The 16,754-nt window shown below is 68.5% G+C and carries 15 protein-coding genes; 9 read left to right on the plus strand and 6 right to left on the minus strand.

What is annotated here, in order from left to right:
* Window positions 1-13 precede the first annotated feature (13 nt).
* The 5 genes from surE to G9C85_RS00335 form a co-directional block, all read right to left on the minus strand.
* The gene (surE, locus tag G9C85_RS00315) at window positions 14-814 is read right to left on the minus strand and encodes a 5'/3'-nucleotidase SurE (protein ID WP_166036183.1); all 801 of its coding nucleotides are present in this window, start codon (window positions 812-814) and stop codon (window positions 14-16) included.
* A 92-nt stretch (window positions 815-906) separates the two neighbouring features.
* The gene (locus G9C85_RS00320) at window positions 907-2,364 is read right to left on the minus strand and encodes a class I SAM-dependent methyltransferase (protein ID WP_166036184.1); all 1,458 of its coding nucleotides are present in this window, start codon (window positions 2,362-2,364) and stop codon (window positions 907-909) included.
* On the minus strand, window positions 2,361-3,161 hold the full coding sequence (locus G9C85_RS00325; protein WP_166036185.1) for a prephenate dehydrogenase/arogenate dehydrogenase family protein: 801 nt from the start codon (window positions 3,159-3,161) through the stop codon (window positions 2,361-2,363). The genes G9C85_RS00320 and G9C85_RS00325 overlap by 4 nt, the downstream gene beginning before the upstream one ends.
* A gap of 108 nt (window positions 3,162-3,269) precedes the next feature.
* On the minus strand, window positions 3,270-4,451 hold the full coding sequence (locus G9C85_RS00330) for a Xaa-Pro peptidase family protein (protein ID WP_166036186.1): 1,182 nt from the start codon (window positions 4,449-4,451) through the stop codon (window positions 3,270-3,272).
* A gap of 31 nt (window positions 4,452-4,482) precedes the next feature.
* Entirely contained in the window at window positions 4,483-5,001 is a 519-nt protein-coding gene (locus tag G9C85_RS00335; RefSeq protein WP_166036187.1) for a hypothetical protein, read from the minus strand.
* Window positions 5,002-5,098: 97 nt separating this feature from the next.
* Here G9C85_RS00335 and aroA point away from each other — a divergent pair, with 97 nt between their 5' ends.
* The 5 genes from aroA (at window position 5,099) to G9C85_RS00360 (ending at window position 12,306) form a co-directional block, all read left to right on the plus strand.
* On the plus strand, window positions 5,099-6,421 hold the full coding sequence (gene aroA, locus G9C85_RS00340) for a 3-phosphoshikimate 1-carboxyvinyltransferase (protein ID WP_166036188.1): 1,323 nt from the start codon (window positions 5,099-5,101) through the stop codon (window positions 6,419-6,421).
* Window positions 6,422-6,532: 111 nt separating this feature from the next.
* Window positions 6,533-7,819 (plus strand): alkaline phosphatase family protein, encoded by a 1,287-nt coding sequence (locus tag G9C85_RS00345; RefSeq protein ID WP_166036189.1) that lies wholly within the window; start codon window positions 6,533-6,535, stop codon window positions 7,817-7,819.
* A gap of 231 nt (window positions 7,820-8,050) precedes the next feature.
* Complete coding sequence (gene aroC, locus G9C85_RS00350; RefSeq protein ID WP_166036190.1) at window positions 8,051-9,202, plus strand: chorismate synthase; 1,152 nt, start codon at window positions 8,051-8,053, stop codon at window positions 9,200-9,202.
* Window positions 9,203-9,441: 239 nt separating this feature from the next.
* Complete coding sequence (locus tag G9C85_RS00355; protein ID WP_166036191.1) at window positions 9,442-11,367, plus strand: 2-oxoacid:acceptor oxidoreductase subunit alpha; 1,926 nt, start codon at window positions 9,442-9,444, stop codon at window positions 11,365-11,367.
* Between the two features lie 3 nt (window positions 11,368-11,370).
* Complete coding sequence (locus G9C85_RS00360; RefSeq protein WP_166036192.1) at window positions 11,371-12,306, plus strand: thiamine pyrophosphate-dependent enzyme; 936 nt, start codon at window positions 11,371-11,373, stop codon at window positions 12,304-12,306.
* A gap of 68 nt (window positions 12,307-12,374) precedes the next feature.
* Here the strand turns inward: G9C85_RS00360 and G9C85_RS00365 are convergent, their stop codons facing one another.
* A complete protein-coding gene (locus G9C85_RS00365; RefSeq protein ID WP_193570573.1) occupies window positions 12,375-13,688 on the minus strand; it encodes a sodium:proton antiporter in 1,314 nt (437 codons plus the stop codon).
* A gap of 205 nt (window positions 13,689-13,893) precedes the next feature.
* Here G9C85_RS00365 and lrpA1 point away from each other — a divergent pair, with 205 nt between their 5' ends.
* The 4 genes from lrpA1 (at window position 13,894) to G9C85_RS00385 (ending at window position 16,642) form a co-directional block, all read left to right on the plus strand.
* Entirely contained in the window at window positions 13,894-14,322 is a 429-nt protein-coding gene (lrpA1, locus tag G9C85_RS00370; protein ID WP_166036193.1) for an HTH-type transcriptional regulator LrpA1, read from the plus strand.
* 100 nt (window positions 14,323-14,422) lie between these two features.
* Window positions 14,423-14,902, plus strand: coding sequence for an SRPBCC family protein (locus G9C85_RS00375; protein WP_166036194.1), 480 nt, complete (start codon window positions 14,423-14,425; stop codon window positions 14,900-14,902).
* A gap of 81 nt (window positions 14,903-14,983) precedes the next feature.
* Window positions 14,984-15,550 (plus strand): FAD-dependent oxidoreductase, encoded by a 567-nt coding sequence (locus G9C85_RS00380; protein WP_166036195.1) that lies wholly within the window; start codon window positions 14,984-14,986, stop codon window positions 15,548-15,550.
* Between the two features lie 138 nt (window positions 15,551-15,688).
* Window positions 15,689-16,642 carry a DMT family transporter gene (locus tag G9C85_RS00385; RefSeq protein ID WP_166036196.1) on the plus strand — a complete coding sequence of 318 codons (954 nt, stop codon included), beginning with the start codon at window positions 15,689-15,691 and terminating at the stop codon, window positions 16,640-16,642.
* Window positions 16,643-16,754 lie beyond the last annotated feature (112 nt).

A 16,754-nucleotide genomic window follows, 5' to 3' on the forward strand; every position in this document is an offset into this window, starting at 1 on the left:
TATTGGGTAAGGGTTATCGTCCGGTATAGGTCTCTGCGAGGGCGTCGAGTGCGTCGTGGTGTTCGGTCGTGTGGGGGGCGGTGAGTGGAGAGACGCTGACGTTCCCGTTGACGATCGCGTAGCGGTCGGTTCCGGGTTCGTCTGGGACGTCGCCGCTGGCCATGCGCTCCCAGATGTGGTCGTGGAGGACGATGCGGCCGTCGTCGTGGGTGGCGTCCATGTGGTAGGAGTGCGAGGGACGCGTGATCTCCATTTCCGCGGGGCCGTTCTCGGGGATGGGGGCGTTGACGTTCAAATAGTCCGCGTGGTCGAAGACGCCGGTGTCCAGGGCGTGCTCGACGAGGTACGCGGTTGCGGTGGCCGCTTCGCGGTAGTCTTCCTTCTCGGGTTGGACGTCAGAGAACTGGACGTCGCCGGGAATGGGGACGTAGAGACTCGTGGCGATTGCCGGGAGGCCGAAGAACGCGGCTTCGACGGCAGCTGAGACGGTACCGGAGCGTCCGAGAACGTAGTGGCCGAGGTTCGCGCCGCGGTTGCAGCCGGCGACGACGAGGTCTGGGTCGTCGATGAACTCCGTGAGGCCGGCGACGACGCAGTCCGTGGGAGTGCCCTCGACCGCGTACCCGAGTTCGTGCTCGGTGAGTTCGGCGGTTGTGGACATGCTTCGGCCGACGGCGCTCTGGTCGTCTGCTGGGGCGACGACGGTGACGTCGCCGTGGTCGTCGAGGGCGTCGGCGAGCGCGTGGAGGCCGGGGCTGTCGATGCCGTCGTCGTTCGTGAGGAGGATCGAGCGGTCGGCGTCGGCGCTTGTCATGTCCGAGTCTGTGGCGGTGTGGTGGTTAAGCGTGTGGGTCGCGGGCGTTCGCGACCCGCGAAGGGAGTCGGTGATCGATTCGAGCGAGCGTGCTACAGTGGTGCGGGTGCGTGGTCGACGGTGGTCTGTTCGTCGACGACGAGGTTGTACGCTTGCTCGTCGTCGTTCCAGAGGGCGAGTACGCCGTCGAACGTGAGGAGGTCGCCGTAGTCGGCGTACGCGAGGGCGTCGTTGAGTGCGGTTTCGTTCGTGAGGACGGCGTAGTGGTCGGTTCCCTGGCTGCCGTCCCCGACCTTGTAGAGTGGGTTGGCGTCGTCCCGGTCGGTCAGGTCGTGCGAGAGCTTGACGGCGATCGCTTTGATCCGGTTGGGGACGTGCGATTCGGTGTCGGCCATGCGCGCGTACTTCGAGGAGCTTGCGGTGACGTCGAGGCGACGTGCGCCGTCGCGGCGGAGGATGCTGTAGGCGTACTGGACGTCGACGTTCACGAACTCGCCGGGCGTGTGCTCGGTGTCGGACTCGGGGGTGGCGTCGTCGAGTCGGCGCTGGAACTCGGGGACGTCGAGGTCGGGTTTGACGTCGAACGTCCACCCGTGGTCGGTGGGCTCCTGGCCGGCCCAGAGTCGGACGGTCGGCGAGTAGACGGTCGCGTCGGTCGTCTGGACGACGGCGCGTTCGGCCGTTCGGAGGCCGGTGGCGGTGTTCTCGTCGGCGGGTGCGAGCGCGACGAGTGCACCGTCGTCGGCGACGGCGTTCGCGTACGTCTCGAGGACGGATTCGGGGTCCTCGAGTTCGTTCAGGACGTTCGCGAACAGGACGAGGTCGAATTCGGATGGGTTATCCGCTGAACCGTCGATGTCGATTCCGGTGGGGTCGACGGCTTCGGCGCGGTCGCGGTGGACGGTGGTGTGGAAGTTGTCGCCGGTCTCGGCGAGCATGGTCTCGAGGACGTCGGCGTTCGCGCTCGGTTCGAGCGCGTGGTAGTCGACGAGCGCGTCGTCGGGGAGGGCGTCGTTGATACCGAGTGCGGGGCCGCCGACGCCGGCGCCGACGTCGAGGATGCGGAGGTCGTGGTCGAGGAGGTGTTTCTCGGTGAGGTCACGGAGGACGTACTGGATGGCGGCGTAGAAGTCCGGGAGGTGATAGCAGCCGTACGCGAGTGCGGCCCGCTCGTCGTACGTGACGTCGCGCTGGTGGAAGTAGTCGTCCTTCAAGCGGCGGATGGTCGTGCGGAGCGCATCGCCGCTGTCGCCGCGATGCCAGTCCGGGCCGTAGGCGGCGACGAGCTCGTCCTCGAACGTTCGCGCGTACGCGATGGGGAAGCGTTCGACGGTTCCCTCGCGGTGCGGGACGGGGTCGTCGCTGACGGGGACGAACGTCCCGTCGGCCCGCTGGACGAGTCCCAGGTCGAGCGCTTCCTCGTGGAGGATTCGCTTGACGACGGCGGGATGCGGGTGGCCGTCGACGTACTCGCAGATCTTCTCGGGGTCGATGGGGCGGACGTGCTGGAGGTACTTCGCGTTGTTCCGGATTGCGTCTCTGTCTGTCACTGGTCGTGCTCTCGGTCGGTGGGTGGTTCGGTCGGTGACTCGGTTCCCCGTTCGGCGCGGGCTCGGGCGTCGGCGAACGCCTCGAGGAACGCGTCGCGGTCGGCGTCAGCGATTCGTGCGGCGGCGTCGGCGAGCGCGTCGCGGCCGTCCGGATAGCGGTCGGCGATGTCGGCATACACGCGCGAATCCTGGCCGGTGACGTGCTCGGCGAGGTCGGCGAGTTCCCGCGAGAGTGGCGTGTGGAACTCGTCGCGGACATCCTCGGTGGCGAGGCGCCACGCGAGGATGGCGGCGTGCGTCGCCGCCTGCACGGACGCCATGGCGTCGTCGTGCTCCGCGACGGTAGTGTCGAAGACGTCGTTCCCGGCGGCTGTGAGCGACTCGCGGAGGGCGTCCGTGACGGGGCCGCGTTCGTCGTGGACCGCGGCGATGGACCCGGGCGCGTTCTCCGGCGCGAACAGGGGGTGGAGACTCAGTCGTTCTCGGCCGGGGGCGTGTTCGGCCATTGCGGCGACGGGCGCCGCCATCTCGCCGCCGACGTCCACGACCGCCCGCTCGGCGCGAGGAGCGTGGGTCGCGATCGCGTCGTCGACCGCCGGCAACGGGACCGCAACGCAGACCACGTCGTACGTCGTCTCGTCGTCCCCGGGATCGAGTGGTGCACGTTCGGCGTCGGGTACGGCGGCCGCTGCACGCTCGGCCGCGTCCGGGTCGGCGTCCGCGAACGCCACCGTGGCGTCGACGGCCGCGCCGAGCCAGCGGCCCATCCGTCCGGCACCGACGACGAGCACTCGCATCTGGACGCGGATAGCCGACCGCGGGAGAAAAGCCGTTCGATACCGCCACTCGACGACGTGGCGGTCGTCGGCGCCGACTCGCGGCGACGGACCCGCCTCGCGTGGTCGCTACTCGACCTCGAGTTCGATCGGGTAGTCGGTGAGGTTCTCGTATCCGTCTTCGGTGACGACGACGATGTCCTCGATTCGGACGCCACCGACCGCGGGGTCGTAGAGCCCAGGTTCGATCGTGATGACGTGCCCGGCCTCGAGTTCCGGGCCGTTCCGCGAGATCGAGGGGGCTTCGTGGACGTCCAGTCCGACGCCGTGACCCGTCGAGTGGATGAATCCCGTCTCGGTCTCCGGGTCGGTGAACACCGTCGGGTGGCCGGCATCCTGGTATACGTCGACGACCGCCTGGTTCACCTCTTCGCCGCTCACGCCCGCTTCGACAGCGTCGAGCGCGGCCTTCCGTGCCTCGTCTGTGACCGCGTGCCACTCCTTCTGGGTTTCGGTCGCATCGCCCTTCACGAACGTCCGCGTCATGTCTGCGTGATACTTCGTCGCCTTGCTCCGCGGGAAGATGTCGACGATGATCGTCTCGCCGGCCTCGAGCGGGCCCCCCCCGCGGTCGTGCGGGTCTGCGGCGTCCGAGCCACAGGCGACGATGGTCTCGTCGAGCGCACAGCCCTGGCGGAGGAGCGTCACCTCGATCTCCTCGGTCACGCGCTCGCTCGTCAACGCCTCGCCGTCGTGGTAAAGGACGCCGTCCTCGACGGACGCGTCGCGGATGAGCGCCTCCGCCGCCCGCATCGCTTCCTCGTTGGCCTTCTGGGCGTCGCGGACGTGCTCGAGTTCCTCGTCGGTCTTCACCGCACGGACGCCCATGATCTCGCTGTGCCGCGAGTACTCGGGGTCGACTGTCACGCCCTCCTCGCGGAGTCCGTCCGCGAGCCCCGCCGGGAACCCGAACTGGGTCGCGACCGACTCGACGCCGACGTCCTCCAAGAACGCAGAGACGACCTTCTGCTGGACGAGTTCCTCGCCGTACTCCTCGCGCTTCTCCCGGGGATCGTACGCCGCCTGTCGCTCGACGACGTCGGCCCGGCTCTCTTTGCGTGCTCGCCCGTACTCGAGCGATGAGACGAGTATCGCGGTCTCCTCGGGCGTGTACACCGCGAAGAACGGGTCGGGGGCCCCGAAGCCGGTCGTGTAGTAGAGGTCCGAGTTCGAGTCGTCGTCGAAGAACGCGTAGCCGTCGACGCCCTGCTCGTCGAGGTACGCGTCCAGTCCGGAGAGGTCCGGTTCCATGCGCGCATCGACGGCAGCCCTCGGCTTACGTCTACTGTTTTCCAGCACCGAGGTACCGGACTTCGAACCGACAGTCCGCGCCGTCGGGTCCGGCGACCGCGGTTTGCTCGCGGAAGTGCTCGGTGATTGTCTCGCGCCACTCTGTGACGGTGTCCTCGTGCCGGTGGAAGTGCTCGTCGACGTCGTAGGACGGCGAGTCGGCTGGCGCGGGTTCGGTGTCGGGCGCTCGCGGGAACGACGGCGCGTCCGCATCGAGGAACGCGCTCGGTGGAACGAGCAACGGCGTTCCAGCTGCGTCCTGGTCGCTCGCGGAGTGCTCGCTCCTGGAGTCGTCTTCGCCGGAGAAGTCGCCACCGGGAACGTGAATGCGAGCCCGTTGTCGTGGACGGAACGGTGGGGTCACGCGCAGCACCGTCTCCCGGCCTTGCGCGGTCGCTGCGAGCGCCGTCACCACGTCGTCGGCGTGCACGACGAGCACGTCCACGACTCGCGGGTCCGCCGACCCCCTGGACACGTCCGTACGTCCGGCGGCGAGGAACTTCACTCGCACGCCCGCGGCGTCCCACGCTGCTGGGGCGGAACGGACCTGGCTGGCTGACGTTGACGACGTCGGTACCCATAACTCGCCGGCCGTCCACGCCTCGAGCATGGACGCACACGTCTCGCCGTCGGCCGTCTCGGGGACGGCGCGAGCGCCGCCGTCGAAGAGTTACACGCATCGCGCCATCCTCGCCGCCGGACTCGGCGATGGAGCGACCGTCCGCGACCCACTCCTGAGCGCTGACACGCGAGCGACCGCGCGAGCCGTCGAAGCGTTCGGCGGGAGCGTCGACGTCACGGACAACGAGACCGAACTCGACGTCGATGGCGTCGCCGGATCGCCGGGCACGCCCGCGGACGTCGTCGACTGCGCGAACAGCGGCACGACGATGCGGCTCGTGACCGCGGTCGCCGGACTCGTCGACGGCACGACCGTCCTCACCGGCGACTCGTCGCTCCGGTCGCGCCCGCAGGGTCCGTTGCTCGACGCGCTCGAACAGCTCGGCGCCACCGCGCGAAGCACGCGCTCGAACGGACGGGCGCCACTCGTGGTCGACGGCCCGATGGACGGCGGGACGGCGAGTATCCCCGGCGACGTCTCCTCGCAGTTCGTCACCGCGCTCCTGATGGCGGGCGCGCTCACCGACGACGGCGTGACAGTGGCCCTCGAGACAGAATTGAAGTCCGCGCCGTACGTCGACGTCACGCTCGACGTCCTCGACGCGTTCGGCGTCGACGCGACCGAGTCCGCTGGCGGCGACGCCGAGGTCGGGAGCGTCGCGGGCTACCGCGTCGACGGCGGGCAGTCCTACGACCCCGCGGGCGGCGAGTACCGGGTTCCGGGGGATTTCTCGTCGATGTCGTACCTCCTCGGCGCGGGCGCCGTCGCCGGTGACCCGTCCGTGACCGTCGAGGGTGCGGTCCCGAGCGCGCAGGGCGACGCCGCCATCATCGACGTCATCGAGCGCATGGGAGCGCCAATCGACTGGGACCGCGAGTCTGGGACGGCGACCGTCGAACGGAGCGCGCTCTCCGGGGTCACCGTCGACGTCGGCGCTACCCCCGACCTCCTCCCGACGATCGCTGCACTCGGCGCGGTCGCCGACGGCGACACCCGAATCGAGAACGCCGAGCACGTCCGATACAAGGAGACCGACCGCGTGACCGCGATGGCCGAGGAACTCTCGAAGATGGGCGCGATCGTCACCGAGGAACGCGACGCGCTCACCGTGCACGGCGGCGACACCGACCTCCAGGGGGCGACCGTCGACGGCCGCGCCGACCACCGTCTCGTCATGGCGCTCGCCGTCGCAGCACTCGCCGCCGACGGAGATACGACCGTTCGGGGCTGCGAGCACGTCGACGTCTCCTTCCCCGGGTTCTTCGACGCTCTCGCGGACCTCGGCGCGCACGCCCACCCGATCGACTGATCGCGACGACGTCCGATCGCGGCGACGGTCGGTGAGAGGTAGCGGGCGCCTCGTGACACTCGGTCGCGTGGCGCCGTCGATTTCTTGTGCCGGGGTTCCCTCGTCGTGACCATGCTCCGCGACGAGGTCGCCGCCGACCTCCGGGACCGCTTCCAGGAGGACGGCCCGCGGCTCTACCCGGCGTACGAGGACTACTGCTTCGGGAACGTCCCCGGGACGCTCACGAGCGCGCTCGGCGAACCCACCGGAACGCGACGACTCCCAGCCGACGTCTACGACGGCGTCGACGGCGTCGCCGTGGACGGCGCGCGCGACGTCGACTACGTCCTCCTGTTCCTCGTCGACGGGTTCGGGCTCGCGCAGTGGCACGACCACCGCGACCACCCGGTCGTCACCGGAATCGAAGCGTCGACGACCGTCACGCCGCTGACGTCCGTGTTCCCGAGCGAGACGGCCGCCGCCATCACGACCCTGAACACCGGCGCCTATCCCGCCGAGCACGGCGTCCTCGGCTGGGACGTCTACGATCCCGCTCTCGACGCCTCGTTCCTGGGGCTCAAGTTCGACGGCACGGGCGGCAGCGACGTGTCCGAGTATGGGGCCGAGGACGCGTTCGCAGTCGACGCCATCTACCCCGGGCTCGACGCGCGTGGCGTCGACTGTCGGACCGTCGCGCCGTTCCCGGGGTCGTACTCGGGCGCGACCCCCTCGCAGTACGACGGCGAAGACCTCGCGACACTTCCGGAGACCGTGAGTACCGCGCTCGGGGCCGCGGACGACCCGGCTTACGTCTACGTCTACCTGCCACAGATCGACGCGAGCGGCCACCACGACGGCAACCACTCGGGGACGTACGCGGACGTCGTCGACGAGACGTGGCAGGCGGTCGCGGACGCCGTCGCTGCCGCGGACGACGCGCTCGGCGCGGACGACGACGTCCTCGTCGCGTTCGCCGCCGACCACGGCCAGATAGACACGGACCCCGAGCGGAACGTCGACCTCACGACGTACCCGACCGTCGTCGACGGGCTCGAACGCTTCGAGGACGGGTCGCCAGTGTACCTCTCCGGGGGGCCGCGGAGCGTGGAACTGCACGTCCGCGACGACGCGAAAACGGACGTCCGGCGCGTCCTCGAGGAGGACGTCGGCGCGTTCGTCCTCGACGGCAAGGAGGCGATAGACGCTGGGCTCTACGGCGACGGCCCGGTCGCGCCCGAGACGAAGCGGCGCGTTGGCGACCTCGTCGTCCTCCACCCGACGCTCGGCGTCTACTTCGGCGGTGACGCCGCGCCGGCGAGCCTCGAGTTCGTCGGAATGCACGGCGGCCTCCACCCCGACGAGATGCTCGTGCCGTTCGCTGCCGGTCGCCTCGACGAGGTCGCGGACGCGCTCTCGTAGCGGTCGCTGGCGGACTGTCTCTCGCTGGCTGGCAGGTGACGGTCGCGGCTTGTCGCCGGCGGGGTCGTCACGCTCCCGCCCTGGCCCGCCGGCGGCGTCGGTCAAGTGATGGCGAGGGTGGCCGCGGCCCCGTTCATCAATCCTCGGTCGCGACGCCGTCGAGGGCTCGTGGTAGTGGGTCGGAATTGCATCTACGGCAGGGTTGAAAGGGTGGGGCGCGTAGGTGGCGGCATGAACGGGAACTCGTTCGGGCGGCTCTTCCAGATCGCGACGTTCGGGGAGAGCCACGGCGACGCGATGGGCGTGACGGTGTCGGGGTGTCCCGCGGGCCTGGAGCTCTCGGAGGAAGACGTCCAGCGGGACCTCGATCGGCGCAAGCCGGGACAGTCGAAGATCACGACGAGTCGAGGCGAACCGGACGCCGTCTCCATCAAGTCCGGCATCCAGGACGGCTACACGACGGGGACGCCGATCGGGATGGTCATCGAGAACAAGGACGCCCGGTCGGGGAAGTACGAGCCGTTCGTCACGGCGCCCCGCCCCTCCCACGGCGACTTCACGTACTCGTCGAAGTTCGGGACGCGGAGCTGGGGCGGCGGCGGTCGGTCGTCGGCGCGCGAGACCGTGAACTGGGTGGCGGCGGGCGCGATCGCGAAGAAGCTCCTGGAGCGCGAAGGCGTCCGTTTGAAGGCGCACGTGAACCAGATCGACGATATCGAGGCGCCGGAGGTGTCGTTCGAGGAGATGCTGGAGTACAGCGAGGAGAACCCGGTGCGGTGTGCGCACCCGGAGACCGCGGAGCGGATGCGCGAGCGCATCGACGAGTATCAGGAGGCCGGGGACTCGATCGGCGGGAGCATCGAGTTCCGCGTCGAGGGCGTGCCGCGCGGTTTGGGTGCGCCGCGGTTCGATTCGCTGTCGGCGCGTCTCGGGCAGGCGATGATGGCGGTTCCGGCGACGACCGCGTTTGAGTTCGGGCTGGGGACGGACGCGACGGAGTGGACGGGTAGCGAGCGCAACGACGAGTGGGAATTCGGCGAAGACGGGGAGCCGGTACCGACCGAGAATGACCACGGCGGCATCCAGGGTGGCATCTCGTCGGGCGAACCGATCTACGGCGAGGTGACGCTACACGCGCCGACGTCGATCCCGATCGAGCAGGAGACGGTGGACTGGGAGACCGGCGAGGAGAAGACCGAGCAGGTCATCGGGCGCCACGACCCCGTGTTGCCGCCGCGTGGCGTCCCGGTCGTCGAGGCGATGCTCGCGCTGACGCTCGTCGACTTCATGCTGCTCGCGGGGCGCATCAACCCGGACCGCGCCGACGGCGACGTCGGCGAGTACGACACCGACTACCACCCGAGCAGTCCACGGAACGAGTAGCCCCGGACGAGAGGGCGCGGCGGGGCGACCACCGGCGGCGGGTGTGCCGCCGTCGAATCCAGACCTGGAACTGAAATGAACGTCCGTTTTGAATACCACGTGGCGACGCCGTCTGCGACAACGCTACAACGGTTCAGCGGTTCTTCACAATTATTGTGTGCTAATGGATAGCAAAGGCTTTAGTCCGTTTCACGTGAATCTCCACCTACCTAGGTCCACCAGGGGCCGTGATTCCAACAATGACTGACGACGAACTCATCTGGCGCGTCTCTGGCGGTTCCGGCGACGGGATCGACTCGACGAGCCAGAACTTCGCGAAAGCCCTGATGCGGTCGGGGCTGAACATCTTCACGCACCGTCACTATCCGTCTCGAATTCGCGGTGGCCACACGTACGTCGAGATCCGTGCGGCCGACCACGAAGTCCGCTCCCGCGGCGACGGATACAACTTCCTCCTCGCCCTCGGCGACTCCTTCGCGCGGAACCCGAAGGAGAACGCCTACTACGGGAACGAGGAACTGAAACCGCTCAGCGAGAACCTCGACGACCTCCGGGAGGGCGGCGTCGTCGTCTACGACACCGGCCTGCTCGACGAGGAGGACGTCGCCGAGCTGAACCTCGAGGAGCGCGCTGAGGAGAACGACTGGCACCTCTACCCGATGGACCTCCGCGAGATCGCGAAGGAACACGGGCGCGAGGTCATGCGGAACACCGCTGGCGTCGCCGCGACCGCCGCGCTGCTGGACATGGATCTCGCGCACATCAAGGAGATCATGGGCGAGGCGATGTCCGGCGACATCCTCGACGCGAACGTCACGATCCTCGAGGACACGTACGAGGACGTCAAGGAGAACACCGACATGACCCACGACCTCCGCGCCCCCACGGGCGAGTACGAGGACGAGCAAGCGCTGCTCTCCGGGTCGAACGCGATCGCGTACGGCGCGATCGACGCCGGCTGTCGGTTCATCGCGGGCTACCCGATGACGCCGTGGACGGACGTCTTCACGATCATGAGCCAGAACCTCCCGGGGATGGGCGGCATCTCCGAGCAGGTCGAGGACGAGATCGCTGCGGCCGCGCTCGCGGTCGGCGCCAGCCACAACGGCGCGAAGGCGATGTCCGGGTCCTCCGGCGGCGGGTTCGCGCTGATGAGCGAACCCCTCGGGCTCGCCGAGCAGACGGAGACGCCGCTCGTGCTCGTCGAAGCGATGCGCGCCGGCCCGTCCACGGGGATGCCGACGAAGCCCGAACAGGGCGACTTGGAGCACGTCCTCTACACGAGCCAGGGCGACTCCCAGCGCGTCGTGTTCGCGCCCGGGAACATCCGCGAGGCCTACGAGCAGACGCGGATGGCGTTCAAGATCGCGTACGACTACCAGATCCCCGCGATCCTCGTCTACGACCAGAAGCTCGGTGGCGAGAACACGAACGTCGACGTCGAGTTCTTCGACCGCGAGCCCGCGCCCGACCTCGGGTCGACGCTCAGCGAGGAGGAACTCCGGGAGGCCGCACACGACGACTCCGGGAAGTTCCACCGCTTCCAGCACGACCCCGAGGCCGCTTACGGCGACCGGTTCGGGGAAGGCGTGAGTCCGCGGTCGCTCCCCGGTCAGAAGGGCGGCCGATTCCTCGCGAGCGGGAACGAGCACAACGCGTCCGGGCACATCAGCGAGGACCCGGACAACCGCGTCGCGCAGATGGACCGCCGGAAGCGCAAGAAGGAAGCTATCCGTCGCGAACTCGACGAGGAGCACGAGACCCAGCAGACGTACTACGGCCCCGAGGAGGCCGACTACGGCATCCTCACGTGGGGGTCGAGTCAGGGTGCGGTGTTCGAGGCGGTCGACCGCCTCAACGCGGACGGCGAGAGCGTCAAGGCGCTCTCGGTGTCGGACATGATGCCGTTCGCCGCCACCGAGGTCACGGAGTGGCTGGAGAGCGTGGACGAAGCGATGGTCGTCGAGATGAACGCGACCGCGCAGTTCCGCGGGCACGTCCAGCGCGAACTCGGTCGCTTCGGCGACAAGATGACGAGCCTCCTGAAGTACAACGGCAATCCCTTCGAGCCCGCTGAGGTCGTCGAAGGCTTCGAGGCGAACGTGAACGGGGACGCCACGGACCTCACCGCGCAGGTCCGCATCGAACCCGCAGCAGGTGACTAATCCATGAGTGCATTCAACGCAGTCGACGACGAACGCGAGATCGACCGGGACGAGTTCACGCCCGGTATCGAACCCCAGCCCACGTGGTGTCCGGGGTGCGGTGACTTCGGCGTCCTGAAGGCGCTGAAGCAGGCGCTCCCGGAGGTCGGCAAGACCCCCGAGGAAGTGCTCACCGTGACGGGCATCGGGTGCTCTGGGAAGCTGAACAGCTACCTCGACACGTACGGGTTCCACACGATCCACGGCCGCGCGCTCCCGGTCGCTCGGGCGGCGAAGCTCGCGAACCCCGGCGTCGAGGTAATCGCCGCGGGCGGCGACGGCGACGGGTACGGCATCGGTGGGAACCACACGATGCACACCGCTCGCGAGAACCACGACATGACGTACATCGTGTTCAACAACGAGATCTTCGGGCTGACGAAGGGCCAGACGAGCCCGACGAGCCCGAAGGGCCACAAGTCCAAGACCCAGCCCCACGGGAACACGAAGACGCCGATCCGGCCGCTGTCGCTCGCGCTCACGAGCGGCGCGACGTACGTCGCCCGCACGGCCGCGGTGAACCCGAACCAGGCCAAGGAGATCATCAAGGAAGCCATCGAGCACGACGGGTTCGCGCACATCGACTTCCTCACGCAGTGCCCGACGTGGAACAAGGACGCGCGCCAGTACGTGCCGTACATCGACGTCCAGGAGTCCGACGACTACGACTTCGACACGGGCTCGCGGACCGAAGCCCAGGAGATGATGACGAAGACCGAGGAAGCCCTCTACGAGGGCGAGGTCCTCACGGGCCGGTACTACGTCGACGACGAGTCAGTGTCCTACCAGCAACAGAAGCGGGAGATCGGCGAGATGCCCGAGGAACCGCTCGCGGAGCGGTACTTCGACGACGACTACGAGTGGGAGCGGAGCTACGACCTGCTCGAGCGCCACACCTGAGCCGCCGACCCCTTCCTTCGATCCGAGTCGGGACCCGTCTTCGCTCCGGTTTCGCGTCCGGTGAGTCGTCAGTCCATCCCCGACACCGTCGGTTCGTCGGCCTCGTGCCCGTGCCGTCGCCTGTCGACGACGTTCATGACGTAGTTCGCGCTGATGCCGTGGACGACGATCGAGACGAGGACGACGAACCCGAGGAGCGCCCAGAGACGCTCGCCGGCGAGGACGAGCTCGGCCTCCTGGAACGACGCCTCGTTGAGCGCGTGCGCGAGGTAGTAGAACGACCCGATGCCGCGGATGCCGTACGACGAGACGACGAGTCGTTCGTCCCAGTCGACGCTCGACCCGAGGAAGCTGAGGAGGCCAGCGAGCGGGCGGACGACGAACAGGAGCGCGAGGCCGACGACGGCGTCCAGCCAGTCGAGCGGTGAGAGCAGACCGCCGGCGATCGCGCCACCGAAGAGGACGAGGACGGCGGCCATCAGCAGTCGTTCGACGATGACGGCGAAGTCGTGGAGGTTGACGTAGTAGTCGTCGGTCCACTCGTAGTGGCGGAGCGTGATCGCGGCTACGAACACCGCGAGGAACCCGTACCCGCCGACGAGTTCGGTGGCGGCGTACGTAAGGAGGGTGCCCGCGAGGGCTTCGCCACCGGCGAGCACCCGGGCGAGGTCGGTGCTCGCGGGTGCGCCGAAGATCACCCACGCGAGCGCCCACCCGGCGGCGTACCCGGCGATCGCGCCGACGCCGAGCTTGTACGCGACGTCGATCAGGAACCACTCGCCTAGCCACGCGTAGCCGGCGACCCCGCTCGCGGCGGCGACCGCTATCGCGAGGTTCGTGAACGGGAACGCGAGGCCGTCGTTCAGTCCCGCTTCGGACGTGAGACTGAACCTGATGTTTCCACCCTGGTCGCTCGATTTCACGTCCTCGTCGACGTCTTCGGTCGGTTCGGTCGCCTGGACGTCGGACGCGAGCACGGGATCGGTGGGTGCGATGACCGCGCCGAGCAGTATCGCCGTCGCGGGAAGCGTCCCGAGGAGTCCCCAGCCGAGGAGTGCGGCCGCACCGATGGTGAGCGGCATCGCGATGGCGAGCAGTCGCCACGTCGACCCCCACCCTCTGAAGGAGAACGGGCGGTCGATCTTGAGTCCCGCGCCCATCAACGCGATGATGACGACGAGTTCGGTGAGTCGCTCGGTCACCTCCACGTGCTCTATCGGGTCCGGGTACTGGACGCCGAGTGGTAGCGAGAACAGGACGAAGCCGGCGAGGACGTAGATGATCGGGAACGACATCGGTTTGTCCGACACGTACCTCGGGAGGACGACCGCGCCGGCGATGGCGAGTCCCGTGAAGAGCAGCATAACTTCGTAGAGCGCCATGCGGATTGAGTGGGGCTATCCATCCAAAACGTGTGACCTTGCAATGGGCGACGGCCGACGTCCGTTTGACGGGTGGATCGTCGAGTACGTTCGACGACGCGACTGTCGACGGAGTCGCTCTGACGTTCGCTGAATCTCCCACTTCGCACGTTCCAGTTCCGTGGTCCGAAAGGTTCTTTCGCGTCCACCCAAATTTGTTCTACATATGAGTACGGAGTCCACGGCGGACCGCATCCTCTCCATCCTCGAGGAGGACGCGCAAGCGTCCCACGCGGAGATCGCCGACCGCGCGGGGGTCTCGAAGCCGACGGTACGGAAGTATATCAACGAACTCGAATCGGAGGGAGTCATCGTCGGGTACTCCGCGGAGGTCGACCCGAAGAAGCTCTCCAGTCAGTCGATCGCGCTCGTCGGCATCGACGTGGCGAGCGAGAAGTACGTCGAGGGGACGCGCGCCCTGAAAGCGCTCGACGAGGTCGAGTCGCTGTACACGTCCAGCGGCGACCACATGCTGATGGCGGAGGTCCGCGCGGAGGACGGGAACGCGGTCGGGGCGATCATCGAGGACGAGATCCTCGCGATCGACGGCGTGACGGCAGCACACCCCTCGTTCCTCCAGGAACGACTGAAGTGACCCACCGGCGGACCCCTGTCGCTTCGAGCGGCCGTTTTTCGTTCCCCTGGTGAGTTCCAGTACCCGCGACGTTTTGCCGGTCCAGCGGTAAGTTCTGTACATGCCGACGTTCCAGCGCGACGTCCGCGTGCACGCGCCGTTCGAGACCGTCTGGGACTTCCATTCCGACGTCGCCGGTCTCGAGGCGTTGACGCCAGAGTTCATGCGACTGGAGGTCGTCTCGGTCCGCGGTCCGGACGGTGAACCGGAGCCCGACGTCCTGGAGACAGGTGCGGAGATCGACATGCGGATGCACCCGCTGGGCGTGACGCCTGCGCTGTCGTGGACGTCCGTCATCGTCGAGCGCGAGGAGACCGACGGGTCGGCGTACTTCGTCGACGAAATGCGCGACGGGCCGTTCCGCGAGTGGCGGCACGCACACATGTTCTACGCGGACGACGGCGACACGATCGTTCGCGACCGCGTCGACTACCGGCTGCCGTTCGGTGCGCTCGGCGACGCGGTGGGGCCGTTCGCGAAACTCGGCTTCGAGGGGATGTTCCGGGACCGACACGGGCGAACGAAGCGGCTCCTCGAGTAGGCGGGACGTGCTCGAACAGGCTGGATTCGACGGGTTCCGGGACGCGTACGCTTTTTCCCGTCCAGCCCGTGGTTCGATAGCATGGCACGCGTAGTAGTCGTCGGCGGCGGTCCCGCCGGCCTGAGCGCCGCGCTGTTCACCGCGAAGAACGGGCTCGACACGACGGTGTTCGACACCGACGAGACGTGGATGCACAAGGCCCACCTGTTCAACTACCTCGGCATCGAGTCGATCGGTGGCAGCCGGTTCCTGGAGGACGCCCGCGAGCACGCCGACTCCTACGGCGTCGAACGCAACCAGGCCGAGGAAGTGACGGACGTCGAGTCGACCGACGACGGGTTCGTCGTCCGCACGAGCGACGAAGCGGAGAGCGAGTACGAGGCGGACTACGTCGTGCTCGCGACGGGCGCGAACCGCGACCTGGCCGAGTCCCTCGGGTGCGAGTTCGACGACGACGGGACGGTGTCGGTGAACCTCTCGATGGAGACGAGCGTCGCGGACGCCTACGCGACCGGCGCGATGGTCCGCGACCAGGAGTGGCAGGCGATCATCTCCGCGGGCGACGGTGGCGCGGCCGCCCTCGACGTCCTCAGCAAGGAGGAGGGCGAGCACTTCCACGACTTCGACGTCCCGGGCGACGCCGAGTGACGCGATCGGTCGGCGGCTGATACGGTCGGTCACGCGACCGGTGGCGGCCGAGCCGACGGATTGCGGCCGAAGCGGTCGGTGGCGGCCGAGCCGACCGGTACCGGAACCGCTTTTTCGGACCTGGGCCGACGTCGAGGCGTGTTCGCGAGGCTTCGCGGGCTCGTCGCAGAGCGGCCGGTCGTCGGGCTCGTCGTCGCGGTGCTCGCGGTCTCGACGAGCGCGCCGCTCGTCGAGCTGTCGGGTGCGCCGAGCACCGTGAAGGCGTTCTATCGCGTGCTCTTCATGACGGCGCTCGTCGCGCCGGTCGCGCTCCGCCGGAACCCCGGCGACTTCTCGGCGATCACGACCCGCGACCTCGCGGTCGCGGTCGTTGCGGGCGTGGCGCTGGCCGCGCACTTCGCGCTCTGGTTCGCGAGCATCGACCTGACGACGATCGCGGCGAGCGCGACGCTCGTCCAGACCCAGCCCGTGTTCGTCGCCATCGGCGCGTGGCTCGTGCTCTCGGACCGCGTCACGTCCCGCGTCGTCGTCGGCATCCTCGTCGCGGTCGTCGGCGCGGCACTCATCGGCATGGACGCCTCGGGTGTCAGCGCCTCCAGTGCGCCACAGCCGTTGCTCGGGAACGCGCTCGCGGTCGTCTCCGCCGCGATGGCCGCGGGCTACGTGCTCGTCGGCCGGTCGCTCCGTCAGCGCATTCGCGTGTTCCCGTACGTCACGGTCGTCTACGGTGCGTGCACGGTCGCGCTCCTCGCGGCGGTCCTCCTCCAGGGGGACGCGCTCCTCGGCTACGAGGCGGTGGAGTACGTGCTCTTCCTCGCGATGGCCGTCGGCCCGGGCCTGTTCGGGCACACCGTCATCAACTGGCTGCTCGAGCGCGTCGAGTCAGCGGTCGTCTCCGTCTCCCTGCTCGGCGAACCCGTCGGCGCCGCCGTCCTCGCACTCCTCCTCTTCGCGGAGGTCCCGGGCTGGCTCACCGTCGTCGGCGGCGCAGTCGCGCTCGCCGGCATCGGCGTCACCGTCTGGGCGCGCGAACGCGACGCCGACTCTGACCCCGACGCCGACGTCGACGGCGTGGATTCCCCGACCGACTGAGGGAGCGTGCGCTCCAGCATCGCCGGACACACACCCCCGATGCAAGTGAACGATTCCGGTCGCGTCGGGCGCATCACGGGCTGGGCTCCGGGACGGTGTGAATCGAGATTGG

It is taken from the genome of Halorubellus sp. JP-L1, from assembly GCF_011440375.1.
Classification (GTDB): domain Archaea; phylum Halobacteriota; class Halobacteria; order Halobacteriales; family Natrialbaceae; genus Halorubellus.